The organism is Pseudoduganella sp. R-31, assembly GCF_049913235.1.
Lineage (GTDB): Bacteria > Pseudomonadota > Gammaproteobacteria > Burkholderiales > Burkholderiaceae_D > Rugamonas.
Genome location: NZ_CP183986.1, coordinates 5,121,106 through 5,137,357 on the forward strand (window position 1 = coordinate 5,121,106; position 16,252 = coordinate 5,137,357).

A 16,252-nucleotide genomic window follows, 5' to 3' on the forward strand; every position below is an offset into this window, starting at 1 on the left:
TCATTGGAAAGAAGCTGTCAAGTCCCTATGAGCACGTACAAGATCGAGGCTGGAACCGCCCAACATATCGGTAGCCGGCCCCTACAAAATGACCGTGTCGCGCTGTTTACAGCGCAGAAAGCACCCGGCTATGTGCTGGCCGTGCTGGCCGATGGCATCAGTGGTGGCGCTACTGGCGCTGAACAGGTGCTGCATACGGCCAAACAATTGTTTGACGATTACCGGGCGTCGGAGACCGTCCACCTGGGGCGTCTGGAGGAATTGCTGCGAGAAATAGCGCACGATGTCCACCAGATCCTCGTCATGGACCCGCGAACGGGCGCCAGCGAGCCCCAATCGAGCATGGTGCTGATGGTGCTGACGCCGGAGCGCCAGGCCGTCTGGGCCGTGGTTGGCGACTCGCGTCTGTATCGTTTTGACAACAAGGAGTGCCTGGCCCGCACCAGCGACGCCGAGTATGTCGCCCACCTGATGGAGAAGGAAAACTTGCCGGAAGAAGCGGCGCGCAAGCATCGCCAGGCCAAGCTGCTCAGCAACGCCCTGGGCAACAAGCATAGGGAACCGTTTGTCACGTTCGGGGTACAGCACGACCTGAAGGCAGGCAACTCATTCCTGCTCTGCTCGGACGGGCTGTGGTCGTATTTTGCGGATGTGGAACTGGCGAGCGCGATCGCCAAGAAGTCGCCGCGCGAAGCGGCGGAACTGCTGATCAACAAGGCCCGCGAACGTGCCCAGGGCAAGGGCGACAACTGCTCGATGGCGATCATCAAGCTGGTGGCCCCGCCAAAGGAAAAGGTCAATTACACGGTGCAGAAGCTGCGTAAAGCTGTTTAAGGCTTTTTCGAGGCTGCAACCTTGGCTGCGGCCTCGGCTTTTGCTGCTTCGGCCTTCTGCGCTTCCGCAGCACGGCGCTTCTTCTCTTCCTTCTCGGCCATCTTGGCCTTGACTTCCGCCTGCCGCTTCTCCGACTCGGCTTTCTTGCGTTCGAATTGCGCCGCCTTGGCAGCGCGTTTCGGCGCGTCGGCAGCTTCCTGGGCGACGCGGGCCTGTTCGCGGGCATCATGCTCCGCCTGGCGCTGCTGCACCGAGACCGCAGCCGGCTTCGGTGCCGGCTTCGAAGCAGGGTCGACTTTTGGCGGCTTGGGATGGGCGGCGTTGTAGGCCGCTTCCGCGGCATCCTTCTGGGCGCGGTCTTCCAGTTCTCGGTCGCGCGCTTCCACCGCATTACGGCGCTTGAAGTAATTGGCTTCCACTTCCACCGCGCGCAGTTCGGCCAGGCGCAAGCGGCGCTGTTCCTTGGCTTTGTCGATACAGGCATTGACGAAGAACTTGTCGTAGCAAAGCGCTTCGCTGGCGCTGAACTCCGCCTCCACCGCTTCGCGGTCCTTCTTCACTTGCGCCAGGCGCGCGTCAGCCTGCTCGACCGAATGGGTTTCCGGGATGCCAGGAGCACCAGTCGTTGCCGGACGGCCGATGTCCTGCGCCAGCACGGCGCTTGGCAGCATCACGGCCAGCCAGATCCAGTTCTTCAAATTATTCTCCTTGTCAGGACAGCTTTTCGGCAGCGCCGCGCTGTTCCTTTTCCATATATTCGCGCGATTGCATCTCGACGATACGCGACACGGTGCGGTGGAATTCATTGGACAGCACACCGGACGTGTACAGCTCCTCCGGCTCCACTTCGGCCGACATGATCAGCTTGACCTTCTGGTCGTAGAACACGTCGATCAGCCAGGTGAAGCGGCGCGCTTCGGACGATTGCCCGGCCGACATCATCGGAATACCGGACAATATCACGGTATGGAAGCGGCTGGCGATTTCCAGATAGTCATTCTGCGAGCGCGGGCCGCCGCACAGCGTGGCGAAATCGAACCAGATGATGGTGCCGGCGCGGCGCAAGGCTTTCAGCTCACGGCCTTCCACATGGATGCGAGGGTCTTCGTCTGAAGTTTCGGCCACGCGCGCGAAGGCTTCGCGCAACTGGTGGTCGGTATTGGCGTTGAGCGGCGTGTAGTAGGCATCCACCTGCTCCAGCGCCCGCCCGCGGTAGTCGACGCCCGCATCCACGTTCAGCACGTCCATCTTTTCCTTCAGCAGGGCGATGGTGGGCAGGATGCGGTCGCGGTGCAGGCCGTCGGGATACAGGGTGGACGGCTCGTAGTTCGAGGTCATGATGAAGGACACGCCGTTGTCGTACAACGCCTTCATCAGGTTATACAGGATCATGGCATCCGCCACGTCCGATACGTGGAATTCATCGAAGCAGATCAGGCGGTATTTTTTCGCGATCCGTTTTGCCACTTCGTCCAGCGGGTCTTCCACGCCGCGCAGTTCGTCCAGCTGCATGTGGACGTCGCGCATGAATTCGTGGAAGTGCAGGCGCGTCTTGCGCACCAGCGGGATCACCGAATAGAACGAATCCATCAGGAAGGACTTGCCGCGCCCTACCCCGCCCCACATGTACACGCCGCGCGGAGGCGTTGGACGGTTGATCAGGCGTTTGAAGGAATTGGAGCGCTGGGCCTTGTAGGCGACCCATTCGTCGTAGCACTGCTGCAGGCGGTCGACGGCGCGCTGCTGGGCGGCGTCGGCTTTGAAGTCGCGCTGCGTGAGCGCGTGCTGGTAAAACTCTTGGACGTTCATTTTCTTAAACCGGTAGACCGGTGTCTGACCCACAGGGTCAGACACCTGCAGGCCTGGTGTCTGACCCTGCGGGTCAGACACCGCTTTGCCGGTTTTCCGGTTTAGAAGTTCAGCGTACGCTTATCAACAGCCAGCGCCGCTTCCTTGGTCGCTTCGGACAGCGATGGGTGTGCGTGGCAGATGCGCGCGATGTCTTCGGCCGAAGCCTTGAACTCCATCGCCACCACGGCTTCGGAGATCAGCTCGGAAGCCATTGGACCCACGATGTGCACGCCCAGGATCTCGTCGGTGGTTGCATCGGCCAGGAACTTCACCATGCCGTTGGTATCGCCCAGCGCGCGTGCGCGGCCGTTAGCCAGGAACGGGAAGGTGCCGGCCTTGTATGCCACGCCTTCGGCCTTCAGCTGCTGCTCGGTCTTGCCCACGGAAGCGATTTCCGGATGGGTGTAGATGACGGATGGCAGGGTGTTGAAGTTGGTGTGGCCATGCTGGCCGGCGATGCGCTCAGCCACGGCTACCGCTTCTTCTTCCGCCTTGTGCGCCAGCATCGGGCCGCGCACCACGTCGCCGATCGCCCATACGTTCGGCAGGTTGGTCTTGCAATCTTCGTCCACGGTGATCATGCCGCGCTCGTCGACAGCCAGGCCCACTTTGTCGGCGCCCAGGCCGATGGTGTTGGCGGTACGGCCGATCGACACGATCAGCTTGTCGAAGGTCGCCTTCTGCGCTTCGCCCTTGGCGTCGGTGTATTCAACGGTGACGTTGTTCTTGCCGGCTTCGACCTTGGTGATCTTGCAGGACAGGTTGATCGACAGGCCCTGCTTGGTCAGCAGCTTCTGTGCTTCCTTGGCGATCTGCTCGTCGACTGCGCCCAGGAAGGTCGGCAGGCCTTCCAGCACGGTCACTTCCGAACCCAGGCGGCGCCACACGGAGCCCAGTTCCAGGCCGATCACGCCGGCACCGATCACGCCCAGCTTGGCCGGCACGGTTTCGATGTTCAGGGCGCCGGTGTTCGACAGGATCAGTTTCTCGTCGAATGGTGCGCCTGGCAGTGCACGCGGGTTGGAGCCGGTAGCAACGATGATCTGCTTGCCGGTGATGGTTTCGGTGGTAGGACCGGAGATGGCGATCGGGTAGCCTTCGGCACCAGCGGCGCCGGCGAATGCGCCGCGGCCGTGGAAGAAGGTCACCTTGTTCTTCTTGAACAGGAACAGGATGCCGTCGTTGTTTTGCTTGACCACGGTGTTCTTGCGCTTCAGCATCTGGGCCACGTCGAAGGACAGGCCTTCCACATTGATGCCGTGCTCTTTGAAGCCGTGCGATGCGTGTTCGAAGTGCTCGGACGATTGCAGCAGCGCTTTGGATGGAATGCAGCCTACGTTGGTGCAGGTGCCGCCTGGGGCTGGCTTGCCGGCGTCGTTGCTCCACTCGTCGATACAGGCTACGGAGAAGCCCAGCTGCGCTGCGCGGATGGCCGCGATGTAACCGCCAGGACCGGCGCCGATAACTACTACGTCAAATTGTTTGTTGCTCATGTCTTTTCCCAAATCATTGGTCGTCCGTGGGGACGAAAATCCACATAAGGATGTAAATCAGCCCGCCGAAGCCGAGGCATGTTGCGACCAGGACGAAGATCAGGCGCCAGATCCAGGACTCGATGCCGGATTGTTTGGCGATGCCGCCGCACACGCCGCCTAGCCAGCGGTCGGTGGTGGAGCGGCGCAGCTTGCCCACTTCGGTGGCGAAATCGCCGCCGGGCTGCTGGCTGGTACCGCCGCTTTGCAGCAGCTTTTCCTTGGCACGGGCGAATTCTTCATCGCTCAGGGCACCGGCCTGGTGCAGTTCGTGCAGGCGCTTCAGTTCTTCGGAGACGCTCATGTGACTCCCTTCGTGTTTTCTAAACCGGTAAACCGGTGTCAGACCCGCAGGGTCAGACACCAGCCGGTAACAGTCGCTGACTTGCAGTGAGGGACGGGGGCTGGACCTAGGGCCAGTCCCCGCCGCTTTACCGGTTTTACAGGTCCAGCAGCAGGCGCGCAGGATCTTCCAGCGCTTCCTTCATTGCCACCAGGCCCAGGACAGCTTCGCGGCCGTCGATGATACGGTGGTCGTAGGACATCGCCAGGTAGTTCATCGGGCGAATCACGATCTGGCCGTCAACGACAACAGCGCGGTCCTTGGTGGCGTGCACGCCCAGGATTGCGGATTGTGGCGGGTTGATGATCGGGGTCGACAGCATGGAGCCGAAGGTACCGCCGTTCGAGATGGAGAAGGTGCCGCCGGTCAGGTCTTCCAGGGTCAGCTTGCCTTCCTTGGCTTTCGCGCCGAACTCGCCGATCTTTTTCTCGATCTCGGCGATGCTCATCTGGTCTGCGTTGCGCAGGATAGGCACCACCAGGCCGCGCGGGGAACCCACGGCGATACCGATGTCGAAGTAGCCGTGGTAGACGATGTCGTTGCCGTCAACCGAAGCGTTCAGGATCGGGTACTTCTTCAGTGCGTGCACAGCGGCCTTCACGAAGAAGGACATGAAGCCCAGCTTCACGCCGTGTTCTTTCTCGAACTTGTCCTTGTACTTGTTGCGCAGGTCCATGACCGGCTTCATGTCCACTTCATTGAAGGTGGTCAGGATCGCGTTGGTGGACTGGGACTCAACCAGGCGCTCGGCGATACGTGCACGCAGGCGGCTCATTGGCACGCGCTCTTCCGGACGGTCGCCCAGGTTGGCAACGGCTGGAGCAGCAACCTTCTGCAGTTGCGCTTTAGGAGCGGCTGGCGCCAGCGGTGCTGGAGCGGCTGGCTTCGGTGCAGCGGCAGCGGCCAGGGCGTCGCCCTTGGTCACGCGGCCGTCCTTGCCGGAACCGGCAACGTCGGAAGCGGCGATGCCGGCTTCGGAAAGGATCTTGGCAGCGGCTGGCATGGCAACGCCGGACTTGTCGGCGGCAGCGGCTGGGGCGGCAGGAGCGGCGGCGGCAGGAGCCGATGGGGTCGCGCCGGCAGCGGCTTCGGTATCGATGATGGCGATCACTTCGCCGGCAACCACGGTGGCGCCGTCGGCCTTGATCACTTGCACAACCACGCCTGCGGCTGGTGCTGGCAGTTCCAGGACAACCTTGTCGGTCTCGATGTCGATCATGTTTTCGTCGCGGGCCACTGCCTCGCCGACTTTCTTGTGCCAGGACAGCAGGGTCGCTTCAGCGACGGATTCCGACAGTTGAGGAACTTTGACTTCGATTTGTGCCATTTGTTTTTTACTCCGAATTTTGTGTGTTTTTCGCGCCGCCCGCTTGACGCGGGCGGCTCACCCGCTAATGCGTGAATTACTTGGTCAGGATGAAGCCCTTCAGCTTCGAGAACGCGGTTTCCAGCAGGTCTTTCTGCTGCGCGTAGTGCTTGTCGTAGTAACCCACGGCAGGCGAAGCGGAAGCAGGACGGCCGGCGTATGCCAGCTTCTGGCCCGATTCCATGGCCTCGAAGATGTTGTGCTGGATCTGGAACCAAGGACCCTGGTTCTGCGGCTCGTCCTGCGCCCACACCACTTCGGTCAGGTTCGGGAACTTCTTCAGTTCAGCAGCGAATGCCTTGTGCGGGAATGGGTACAGCTGCTCGATACGCACGATGGCGGTATCGGTCACGCCGCGGGTCTTGCGGGTGTTCACGATGTCGTAATACACCTTGCCGGAGCAGGCGATCACGCGCTTGACCTTCTTGGCGTCGATGGACTCGTCCACTTCGCCGATCACGGTCTGGAACGCGCCCTTGGCCAGTTGCTCCAGCGGGGAACCTGCATCCTTGTTACGCAGCAGCGACTTAGGAGTCAGGATCACCAGCGGCTTGCGGAACTGGCGCACCATCTGGCGGCGCAGCACGTGGAAGATCTGCGATGCGGTGGTCGGCTGCACCACTTGCATATTGTTGTCAGCGCACAGCTGCAGGAAACGCTCTGGGCGGCACGACGAGTGTTCTGGGCCCTGGCCTTCGTAGCCGTGCGGCAGCATCATGACCAGGCCGGAAGCGCGGCCCCACTTCACTTCGCCGGAGCTGATGAACTGGTCGATCACAACCTGGGCACCGTTGACGAAGTCACCGAACTGGGCTTCCCAGATGGTCAGGGTGTTAGGCTCGGCGGTCGAGTAGCCGTATTCGAAGCCCAGCACTGCCTCTTCGGACAGCACGGAGTCGATCACGGTGAACGGTGCCTGGCCTTCTGCGATGTTCTGCAGCGGAATGTAGGTGCCGGCATCCCAACGCTCGCGGTTCTGGTCGTGCAGCACGGCGTGACGGTGGGTGAAGGTGCCGCGGCCGGCGTCCTGGCCGGTCAGGCGCACTGCGTAGCCGGAGGAAACCAGGGACGCGAAGGCCAGGTGTTCGCCCATGCCCCAGTCCAGGTTCATCTCGCCCTTGCCCATGGCAGCGCGGTCAGCCAGCACTTTCTCGACCAGCGAGTGCACCTTGAACGATTCAGGCACGGTGGTGATGGCGGTCGCCAGGCGCTTCAGCTCAGTCATCGGCACGGCGGTATCGGCCGCGTCGGTCCACTTGCGGTTCAGGAACGGCAGCCAGTCAACGGCGTACTTGTTCTTGAAGTTGGAGATCACCGGATCGATGGTGTGCTTGCCCTGGTCCATCGCAGCGCGGTAAGCGGCCACCATGGCGTCGCCGCCGTCGGCCGGGATCACGCCCTGGGTAATCAGCTTGTCCGCGTACAGCTTGCGGGTGCCTGGGTGCTTGGCGATCTTCTTGTACATCAGCGGCTGGGTCAGCGCCGGGGTATCCTGCTCGTTATGGCCCAGTTTGCGGTAGCAAATGATGTCGACAACGATGTCTTTCTTGAACTGCAGGCGGTAGTCCAGGGCGATCTGGGAAGCCAGTACCACGGCTTCAGGATCGTCGGCATTCACGTGCAGCACAGGCGCTTCGATCATCTTCACGACGTCGGAGCAGTAGATGGTGGAACGTGCATCGCGCGGATCGGAAGTGGTGAAGCCGATCTGGTTGTTGATCACGATGTGCACGGTGCCGCCGGTGCCGTAGCCGCGGGTCTGCGCCAGGTTCAGGGTTTCCATCACAACGCCCTGGCCGGCGAATGCCGCGTCGCCGTGCACCAGGATCGGCAGCACCTGCGCGCCGTGCGCGTCGCCGCGGCGGTCCATGCGGGCCTTCACGGAACCTTCAACCACCGGGTTGACGATTTCCAGGTGGGACGGGTTGAACGCCAGCGACAGGTGGACCGGGCCGCCTGCGGTGGAGATGTCGGAAGAGAAGCCCTGGTGGTATTTCACGTCGCCGGCCGGCAGGTCGTCGGCGTGCTTGCCTTCGAATTCTTCGAACAGGTCCTTAGGCGCCTTGCCCAGGGTGTTTACCAGCACGTTCAGGCGGCCGCGGTGGGCCATGCCGATCACGATTTCCTGCACGCCTTTTTCGCCGGCGCGCTGGATGATTTCGTCAATCGACGCGATGAAGGTCTCGCCGCCTTCCAGTGAGAAGCGCTTCTGGCCGACGTACTTGGTGTGGAGGTAGCGTTCCAGGCCTTCAGCGGCGGTCAGGCGCTCCAGGATGTGCTTTTTCTTTTCGGCGGTGAAGTTCGGGGTCGAACGGATCGACTCCAGGCGCTCCTGCAGCCAGCGCTTTTCGGCCGGGTCGGAGATGTACATGTATTCCGCGCCGACGGAACGGGTGTAGGTGTCCTTCAGCAGGTTGGTCAGGTCGCGCAGGGTCGCGGTCTCTGGGCCGAAGTAGGTGTTGCTGATGTTGAAGACAGTGTCCTGGTCGGCATCGGTGAAACCGTAGAAAGATGGCTCCAGTTCAGGGATGCTCGGACGTTCCTGGCGCTGCAGCGGGTCCAGGTTTGCCCAGCGAGAGCCCAGGTAGCGGTAGGCTGCGATCAGCTGGGTGGCGGCCACGCGCTTGCGGCCCATTTCGGCGTCGGACGAAGCGACGATGGTGCGGATCGGACCTGCTTTCGCGCGTTCGGCGAAGGAGGCGATGACGGACGAGTGAACGACGTCTGGCTTGGCGCTGCCGTCGACTGCCGGCACGTTCTGCATGGCGTCGAAGTACTGGCGCCAGTTGTCTGGCACGGAGCCAGGATTTTCGAGGTACGCCTCGTACAGTTCTTCTACGTACGGCGCGTTCCCACCAAACAGGTAGGAATTGGACGTCTGTTGTTGCATCATTTCTTTGCTCACCTTTCTTCGCGCTTCGCGAGGAATTAGCGGGTTGTTCAAACCTTCCGCGACACGGCCTGACCGGTTAGCGGATTGCACATCAAGTTGTGGGGGAAGGGCTCTGTTGTTTCCAGATTTTCCAAAAACGGTCGCCTAGCATAGCACTGTCATTGAACTGAAACAACTAAAACTCCGATCCGTGCCGGGCGAACCAGTCGGCCAGATAGTCCAGCAAGGCCCGCAGCGCAGGCGGCATGTGCTGGCGCGATGTATAAATGGCATGCATTCCCAGCGCCTGCGGTTGCCAATCCGGCAAGACTTCCACCAGCCGGCCCGCCGCCACTTCCGGCATGACCACAAAACGCGGCTGCATGGCGATGCCGGCCCCCTGCCCGGCGGCCGCCAGCAGCGCCATCGATTCGTTCGACGACAGGTTGCCGCCGACCGGCACCTCCACCAACGCCGCGCCGGCGCCGGCCAGGGTCCACACGCTCTTGCCAAAGTAGCTATAAGCCAGGCAGTTATGCCGCGCCAGATCCTGCGGGTCGGCGGGCGTGCCATGCTGCGCCAGGTAGGCCGGCGCCGCGGCCAGCATCGAACGGCATTCACCAAGCTTGCGCGCGATCTGGTTCGGCTCCAGCGCATTGGTGATCCGGATGGCAAGGTCGATGCGCTGCTCGACCAGGTTGACGGCACGGTTATCGACCTGCAGGTCCACCGTCACCTGAGGGTAGCGGCGCAGGAAGCCCGCCAGCGCATCGGCCAGCGCCGTCTGCGCCAGGAACTGCGCGCAGGCCACGCGCAGCAAGCCGCGCGGCGCGCCAGCTCCGGCATCGCCCGCAGCCGGAATCGCCCCGGCCAGCGCCAGCAATTCGCGGCAACGCGCCAGCGTCACCTCCCCCGCCGCAGTCAGCCCCAGGCGGCGCGTAGTCCGGTGCAGCAGGCGTGCCCCCGCCCACTCCTCCATTTCCGCCAGGTAGCGCGTCACCATGGCGCGCGACATATCCAGTGCTTCAGCCGCAGCGGCCAGGCTGCCGCGTTCGGCAATGGTGACAAAGACGTTGGCAGAGGCAATACGGTCCATATGAGCGATTTAAGCAATAAACAGTTTCAATATAACCTATTTTTCGAACATCTCCAGCGTCCTACACTGGCGTCATCTACTCACCGAAAGGAATTCAGACATGATCAAGCACACCCTCGCCGCAGCCGCCCTCGCAGCAAGCACCGCCGGCGCCATTGCTGCCCCGCTGACACTGGAAGTCTTCAATCCAGGCGAAGCCGCCATCTTCCCGGTTGCCTCCGTGCTGGTGAAAGGCGAAAAAGACGCCGTGCTGGTCGACGCCCAGTTCTCGCGCGCCGAGGCCGAAAAGCTCGCCGCCCAGATCAAGGCCAGCGGCAAGCGCCTGACGACTATTTATGTGAGCCACGGCGACCCGGACTTCTACTTCGGCCTGGACGTACTGAAAGCAGCCTTCCCGACAGCCCGCATCGTGGCACGCGGCACCACGATCGCTGCCATGGAAAAGAAAGGGCAAGCCAAAGTGGCCTACTGGGGCCCGATCCTCGGCGCCAACGCCCCAAGTGGCGTAGTGATGCCGGAACTGCTGCAAGGCGATATCCAGCTCGAAGGCAAGAAGCTGGAAATCAAAGGCCAGGGCGACCGTAGTTATGTGTGGATTCCATCGATCAAAGCCGTGGTCGGCGGCGTGGTGCTGTTCAAAGGCCTGCACGTCTGGGTTGCCGACACCCAGACACCCGAATCGCGCGCCCAATGGCTGTCGGTACTCGACGACATGGCCAAGCTGAAGCCGGTCACCGTGGTGCCCGGCCACTTCGCCCCCGGCGCCGCCCTCACCCCGGACGCCATCAGCTACACCGCCGACTACCTGCGCCGCTTCGAGGCCGCCACCCCAGCCGCCGCAGACAGCGCAGCCCTGATCGCAGCAATGAAGTCCGCCTACCCGCAAGCCGGCCTCGAAAGCGCCCTGCAACTAAGCGCCAAAGTCGCCAAAGGCGAGATGAAGTGGTAATACAGCCCAGCCCGTGTCACACCTTGGGGTCACACCCGAAGTGTGACACGGGCTCGACTGCGCGACGCTTGAGCCCGTGTCACGTTTGGGGTGTGACCCCAAGGTGTGACACGAGGCCAGCAGTTTGCGGGTGTAGACTTTTCTGTCTAGATCATTTATTCTAGATCCATCAACGCTCTTCCTGGATCTATCATGGCCTTGCCGAAACCTACTCCTAGCGAACTGGAAATGCTGCGCCTTTTGTTTGCACTAGGTCCGGCGACCGCGCGGCAAGTGCATGAGGCGGCCATGCAGACGCGGCCGGATATGCAGTACGCGACCGTGCTTCGCCTGCTGCAAGTGATGCACACCAAGGGTTTGCTGAACCGCGACGAAAGCCAGCGCGCCCACATTTATTCGCCTGTAGAGCAGCAAGACTCGATCCAGACTTCCTTGCTGAAGGACTTGATCCACAAGGCTTTCGCCGGTTCCGGCAAGGCCCTGGTGATGGCGGCCCTGCGCGGCGGCCACGTCTCGCCCAAGGAGCGCGCCGAGATCCAGAAAATGCTGGACGAGGAAAGCTAGCCGCAAGCTATACTGCGCCCGCCAAAACTCTTCATGTAAATCGATGCAAACGCTTCAACAACTGCGCTCCGGCGAGCTGGCCGGCGCAGTGCGGCTGCAGTTGCGCTGCGGCCTGACTGAATTCCCACGCGAGATCTTCGGCCTGGCCGACACGCTGGAGATCCTGGACCTTACCGGCAACGCCCTGTCCTCCCTGCCGGACGATCTTCCACGCCTGCATCGCCTGCGCATCATCTTCTGTTCCGAAAACCAGTTCACGGAACTGCCGCCAGTGCTGGGCCGCTGCGCTTCGCTGACCATGATCGGTTTCAAGGCGAACCGCATTGCGAGCGTGCCCGCTGACGCCCTGCCCGCCCGGCTGCGCTGGCTGATCCTGACGGACAACAGCTTCGAACAGCTTCCTGCCGAACTTGGCCGCTGCACCGACATGCAAAAGCTGATGTTATCGGGGAACCGCTTGCGCGCATTGCCTCCGGCGCTGGCAAATTGCAGCAAGTTGGAACTGCTGCGCATTTCGGCCAACCGTCTTCCGCAACTGCCAGCCTGGCTGACCTCGATGCCGCGGCTTGCCTGGCTGGCTTTCGCCGGCAACCCTTTCAGCGAGGCGCCATTGCCGCCTGCGGCCAGCATTTCCTGGAACGCGCTGCAAATCCAGGACAAGCTGGGCGAAGGCGCGTCCGGCGTGATCCACCAGGCCACGCTCGATGGCAAGCCGGTGGCGGTCAAGGTGTACAAAGGGGCCATGACCAGCGATGGCTTGCCAACGCAGGAAATGGCCGCCTGCATTGGCGCCGGCACGCACCCCAACCTGATCCCCGTACTCGGCACGATCCCCGATCATCCCTCACAGCTGCCCGCCCTGGTCATGCCCCTGGTCGACCCCGGCTTGCGCAACCTGGCCGGCCCGCCAAGCTTTGCAAGCTGCACCCGGGACGTTTATGCCGAGGGCCAGTTTTTCAGCACAGAAGCCCTGCTGGGCATCGCACGCGGCATTGCCTCTGCCGCCGCGCACCTGCATGCGCGGGGCATCATGCATGGCGACCTTTATGCGCACAATGTACTGAACTGCGGCAAAGGGAATGCAGTGCTGGGCGATTTCGGCGGGGCCTCGCGCTTCGAACCAGGCACCGCGCTCGCATCTGCGCTGGAGCGCCTGGAAGTGCGGGCCTTCGGCTATCTGCTGGAAGAACTGCTCGAGCGCTGCGAAGAAGAACTGCCTCACGTGCGGTCACTGGCAATTGATTGCCTGCGCCCGGCACCTGGAACCCGCCCTGCATTTGCCGAAGCGGTGGCAAGGCTGGCTGCAGCTTGAGCTAGCGGCTCTTGTCCGGATAGGCCGGACGCGCCGGTCGGCTTGGCGGCGACTTCGCCAGTTCGGCCTTGATCACCTCAATCGCCTTCTCCAGCTGCGGATCGCGGCCCGCAATCACATCCGCCGGATTCTGGTCTACTTCAATATCCGGCGGCACGCCCTCGTTCTCGACACCCCAACCACCTTCGCGGGTCCAGAAAGCCAGGTTCGGCGCGGTGATCGTGCCGCCATCCAGCAGCACCGGGAAACCAAGAATGCCAACCAGTCCGCCCCAGGTCCGCTTGCCAATCAGCGGACCAAGCTTATTCTTGCGGAACATCCACGGCAGCAAGTCGCCTCCCGAGCCTGCGGTTTCATCGATCAGCATCGCCCGCGGCCCCTGGATCGAGGCGGAAGGCGTCTTCATATCCGCGCCATAGCGCATGGCCCACCAGGCGATCTCCTGCTTTTGCAGCAGCTCGATATAGTAGTCGGCCAGGCTGCCGCCGCCATTGAAGCGTTCATCGATGATGATCGCGTCCTTGTAGGCTTGCGGGTAGAAATAGCGCTTGAAATAGGTATGCCCCAGCCCCGCTGTATTCGGCACGTAGACATAGGCGACGCGCCCGCCGGTTGCAGCGTCGACTTTGCGGATATTCCCTTCCACCCAATCGCGGTTGCGCAGCGCATCTTCGCTCGCCACCGGCACCACCGTGATATGGCGCGCGCCCTTGCCATCTGCGTTCGGCCCGACCGTGATTTCAATCGAGCGGTTGGCGGTATTTTCGAACGCGCTGTACAGGTTGGTCGGCGGCGTCAGCGGACGTCCGTCGACGGCCAGCAGGTATTCGCCCGCTTTCACATTCAGCCCTGGTTCGGTCAATGGCGCACGCAGCGTCGGGTTCCAGTTCAGGCCGCCGTAGATTTTCTTGAAGCGATAGTGGCCGTTGGCGACCTCGTAGTCAGCGCCCAGCAAGCCGCCCGGCACCGGCTTGACATCGATGAAGTTGTCACCACCACCACCGCGATGGTGGCCAACCGCCAGCTCGCTGCACAGCCACTGGATCACGCGATTCAGGTCACTGCGCGTAGCGACGTCGGGCAGGAACTGGGCATATTTATCGCGCATCGCTTTCCAGTTCACGCCATGCATGTGCGGGTCGTAGAAATAGTCGCGATTGATGCGCCAGACTTCGTCGTAGATCTGCTTCCACTCCACGCGCGGATCGGCCCTGGTTTCGATGGCTTCCACACGCAGCTTGCCTTCCGAGGGCGACAGCAGCTTGCCGGTGGCGGAGCCGGTATTCCACTGCTCCTTCAGGCGCCAGGCGATCTTCTTGCCGTCAGCGCTGATTTCAAAGTCATCCGCGTCGGCGACGATGGTTTCGGTCTTGCGGTCTTTCAGGTCGAAGCGCTGGACCTGGCGTTTGCCGTCCACCTCGCGCAGGAAGAAGATCTGGCCTTCCGCACCTGCCTCCAGGTCGAAGTATGGCGAAACCGGCGGCGGCATGTCGATCACGCGGGTCGATATGCCATCCCAGTCGATGCGCATCGGCACAGGCGGCTTGGCCGTGGCAGCGGCGGCTTTCGCTTTGGCGTCCGCACCGCGGCTGGTCGAGGTATCGGCCACTACGCGTTCCTCGCTCTTGTCGCCGGCGGCGCCTTCCTTGGGCGGCTCCTTTGGCGCAGGGGGTGCAGTTGGCGCCCCTTTCTCCTCATCGCTTTCGCGCACCAGTGGCGACGGGACATCATTACGCAGCACCATCAGCCAGAGCGAGCGAGTTGGGCGGTTGTCCTGGTTCTGCAGCGAGAACCAGTTGTTGCTCGGCCCCGCGTCGGTGGATGCGAAGAAGTAAAGGTATTTGCCGTTGCGATCAAAGACCGGATTGGCGACGTCGGACAGGCCATCTGTCACCGCATGCGATTTATCCTCGTCCAGGGCGTAGATATACGCCGTGCGCGTATAGCTCAGCGAATTGAGCGTATAAGCGATAAAGCGCGAGTCCGGCGACCAGACGCCACGCAGCGACTTGTCGATACCGTACATTGGCTCGGTGGCCACTTTCTTTTGCACACCAGTCGCCAGGTCGATGTAGTACAGCGTCCAGGAGTTGTCGATGAAAGCGATTTTCTTGCTGTCCGGCGACCACGCTGCACGTTCAAAGAATCCGGAACCGTTCAGCTTGAACTTGCGCAATTCGCCCTTGCCGTCCTGTTGCCTGACATGCAAGGCGTATTCACCGCTTTCATCGGAGAAGTAGGCGACTTGCCGGCCGTCCGGCGACCAGGCTGGGCCGCGTTCATGGGCGCCAGGCGTTTGCGTCAGGTGACGAATATCCCCCTTCTCTGCCGGGAGTGTAACGATATCGCCGCGGAACTCGAACGCCACGCGCGCCCCCGATGGCGATAGTGACGAATTGCGAATATATTTTGCCCCGCGCACCCAGCGCTCACGCGACAGTCCCAGGTCGGCACTGACGCCAATCGCCAGCCTCCTGCCAACAGTCGCGCCGGTATCAAGGTTGAGCATATGAAGGTAACCGGCTTGTTCGTACAGAATCTGTCCGCCGGATAAAGCCGCATTCAGCACAGGAAAATCCGAATGACGGGTCAACTGCTTAATGGCCTTGCTGCGGGTGTCGTACACATACAGATTAAACTCGCCATCGCGATCAGAGCGGAAATAAACCTGATCGCCAACCCACATTGGATCGACATCATTCACCCGGCTTGGCGGTTGTGGAATACGTTCGACAGCTTGCGTGTCGCGATTGAACAGCCAGATAATCGAATTCAAACCGCCGCGATAACGCTTCCATTGCAGGAAAGCCGGCGAAGTCGGGTTATAGGCGATTTTCCGGCCATCCGGCGAGAAAGTCGCACGCGCGGCATTCGGGATTTCCAGCCGGGTTTCAACACCACCACCCACCGGCACCGTGAACAGGTTGCGATAGCGGTTATTCGACGCCACGCGTGGAGAGGTGAATAAAACCTGCGCGCCGTCGGGCGTAAAGCCTTGCACGAGATCCTGGCCCGGATGCCAGGTCAGGCGGCGCGGAATGCCGCCTGAAATCGGCAGGATAAATACATCGATATTGCCATCGATATTCGCGCTGTAGGCAATCGACTTGCCATCGGGCGAAAAGAACGGATTCGATTTCTCTCCCAAATCCGAAGTCAAGCGCCGGGCATCCTGGCCATCCTGGCCGGCCAGCCAAACATCGCCGGCATAAATTAACGCAATGTGGTCTTTGGAAATTGCCGGCTCGCTGAGCAGGCGGGTGTCGGCAGTATTTGGTATGGCATGTGCTGCAATGGGGAGCAGCAATGCAGTGGCGAGAATAAGGTTAGGGCTGGTGAACAAGCAGGACTCCTTGAAAGGAAAGCACTCGTGTCTTCACTGACTCATAAACACGATATCAGAACTTCATCTCCGGCGGGGCATCTGAATGTCCGTCAAGCCAATTTATAGCGCGTTCATGCCGATATTTAGCTCAACGCCGGGCTTGTCTTCGTCGTCCAGCAAGCCCATACTTGCTCCCGATGGGCGATAA

General features: G+C 61.7%; 12 protein-coding genes. 4 read left to right on the forward strand and 8 right to left on the reverse strand.

The features are described 5' to 3' along the window. The first annotated feature begins 27 nt into the window (after positions 1 to 27). Complete coding sequence (locus tag ACN9MY_RS23310; RefSeq protein ID WP_426163152.1) at positions 28 to 834, forward strand: PP2C family protein-serine/threonine phosphatase; 807 nt, start codon at positions 28 to 30, stop codon at positions 832 to 834. Here ACN9MY_RS23310 and ACN9MY_RS23315 read toward each other — a convergent pair. The 7 genes from ACN9MY_RS23315 to ACN9MY_RS23345 all read right to left on the reverse strand — a co-directional run bounded on the left by ACN9MY_RS23315 (position 831) and on the right by ACN9MY_RS23345 (position 9,894). After that, positions 831 to 1,532: a hypothetical protein gene (locus ACN9MY_RS23315; RefSeq protein WP_426336196.1), complete on the reverse strand. Its 702-nt coding sequence runs from the start codon at positions 1,530 to 1,532 to the stop codon at positions 831 to 833. The genes ACN9MY_RS23310 and ACN9MY_RS23315 overlap by 4 nt on opposite strands. Positions 1,533 to 1,545: 13 nt before the next feature. Further along, positions 1,546 to 2,643 (reverse strand): cell division protein ZapE, encoded by a 1,098-nt coding sequence (gene zapE, locus ACN9MY_RS23320; RefSeq protein WP_426163157.1) that lies wholly within the window; start codon positions 2,641 to 2,643, stop codon positions 1,546 to 1,548. Between the two features lie 101 nt (positions 2,644 to 2,744). Further along, positions 2,745 to 4,178 carry a dihydrolipoyl dehydrogenase gene (gene lpdA / locus ACN9MY_RS23325; protein WP_426163159.1) on the reverse strand — a complete coding sequence of 478 codons (1,434 nt, stop codon included), beginning with the start codon at positions 4,176 to 4,178 and terminating at the stop codon, positions 2,745 to 2,747. 13 nt (positions 4,179 to 4,191) lie between these two features. Continuing rightward, the gene (locus ACN9MY_RS23330; RefSeq protein ID WP_426163161.1) at positions 4,192 to 4,521 is read right to left on the reverse strand and encodes a PspC domain-containing protein; all 330 of its coding nucleotides are present in this window, start codon (positions 4,519 to 4,521) and stop codon (positions 4,192 to 4,194) included. A gap of 136 nt (positions 4,522 to 4,657) precedes the next feature. Next, positions 4,658 to 5,887 (reverse strand): 2-oxoglutarate dehydrogenase complex dihydrolipoyllysine-residue succinyltransferase, encoded by a 1,230-nt coding sequence (odhB, locus tag ACN9MY_RS23335; RefSeq protein ID WP_426318762.1) that lies wholly within the window; start codon positions 5,885 to 5,887, stop codon positions 4,658 to 4,660. 76 nt (positions 5,888 to 5,963) lie between these two features. Beyond that, a complete protein-coding gene (locus ACN9MY_RS23340) occupies positions 5,964 to 8,819 on the reverse strand; it encodes a 2-oxoglutarate dehydrogenase E1 component (RefSeq protein ID WP_426163165.1) in 2,856 nt (951 codons plus the stop codon). Between the two features lie 175 nt (positions 8,820 to 8,994). Continuing rightward, entirely contained in the window at positions 8,995 to 9,894 is a 900-nt protein-coding gene (locus ACN9MY_RS23345) for a LysR family transcriptional regulator (protein ID WP_426336197.1), read from the reverse strand. 100 nt (positions 9,895 to 9,994) lie between these two features. Between ACN9MY_RS23345 and ACN9MY_RS23350 the strand changes: the two genes are divergently transcribed. The 3 genes from ACN9MY_RS23350 (at position 9,995) to ACN9MY_RS23360 (ending at position 12,719) form a co-directional block, all read left to right on the forward strand. Further along, on the forward strand, positions 9,995 to 10,843 hold the full coding sequence (locus ACN9MY_RS23350; protein ID WP_426336198.1) for an MBL fold metallo-hydrolase: 849 nt from the start codon (positions 9,995 to 9,997) through the stop codon (positions 10,841 to 10,843). 192 nt (positions 10,844 to 11,035) lie between these two features. After that, positions 11,036 to 11,407, forward strand: a complete 372-nt coding sequence (locus ACN9MY_RS23355) for a BlaI/MecI/CopY family transcriptional regulator (RefSeq protein WP_426163171.1) — start codon at positions 11,036 to 11,038, stop codon at positions 11,405 to 11,407. A 43-nt stretch (positions 11,408 to 11,450) separates the two neighbouring features. After that, on the forward strand, positions 11,451 to 12,719 hold the full coding sequence (locus ACN9MY_RS23360; RefSeq protein ID WP_426318765.1) for a leucine-rich repeat-containing protein kinase family protein: 1,269 nt from the start codon (positions 11,451 to 11,453) through the stop codon (positions 12,717 to 12,719). 1 nt (position 12,720) lies between these two features. Here ACN9MY_RS23360 and ACN9MY_RS23365 read toward each other — a convergent pair whose 3' ends face one another. Beyond that, positions 12,721 to 16,062: a S41 family peptidase gene (locus ACN9MY_RS23365; protein ID WP_426336199.1), complete on the reverse strand. Its 3,342-nt coding sequence runs from the start codon at positions 16,060 to 16,062 to the stop codon at positions 12,721 to 12,723. Positions 16,063 to 16,252 lie beyond the last annotated feature (190 nt).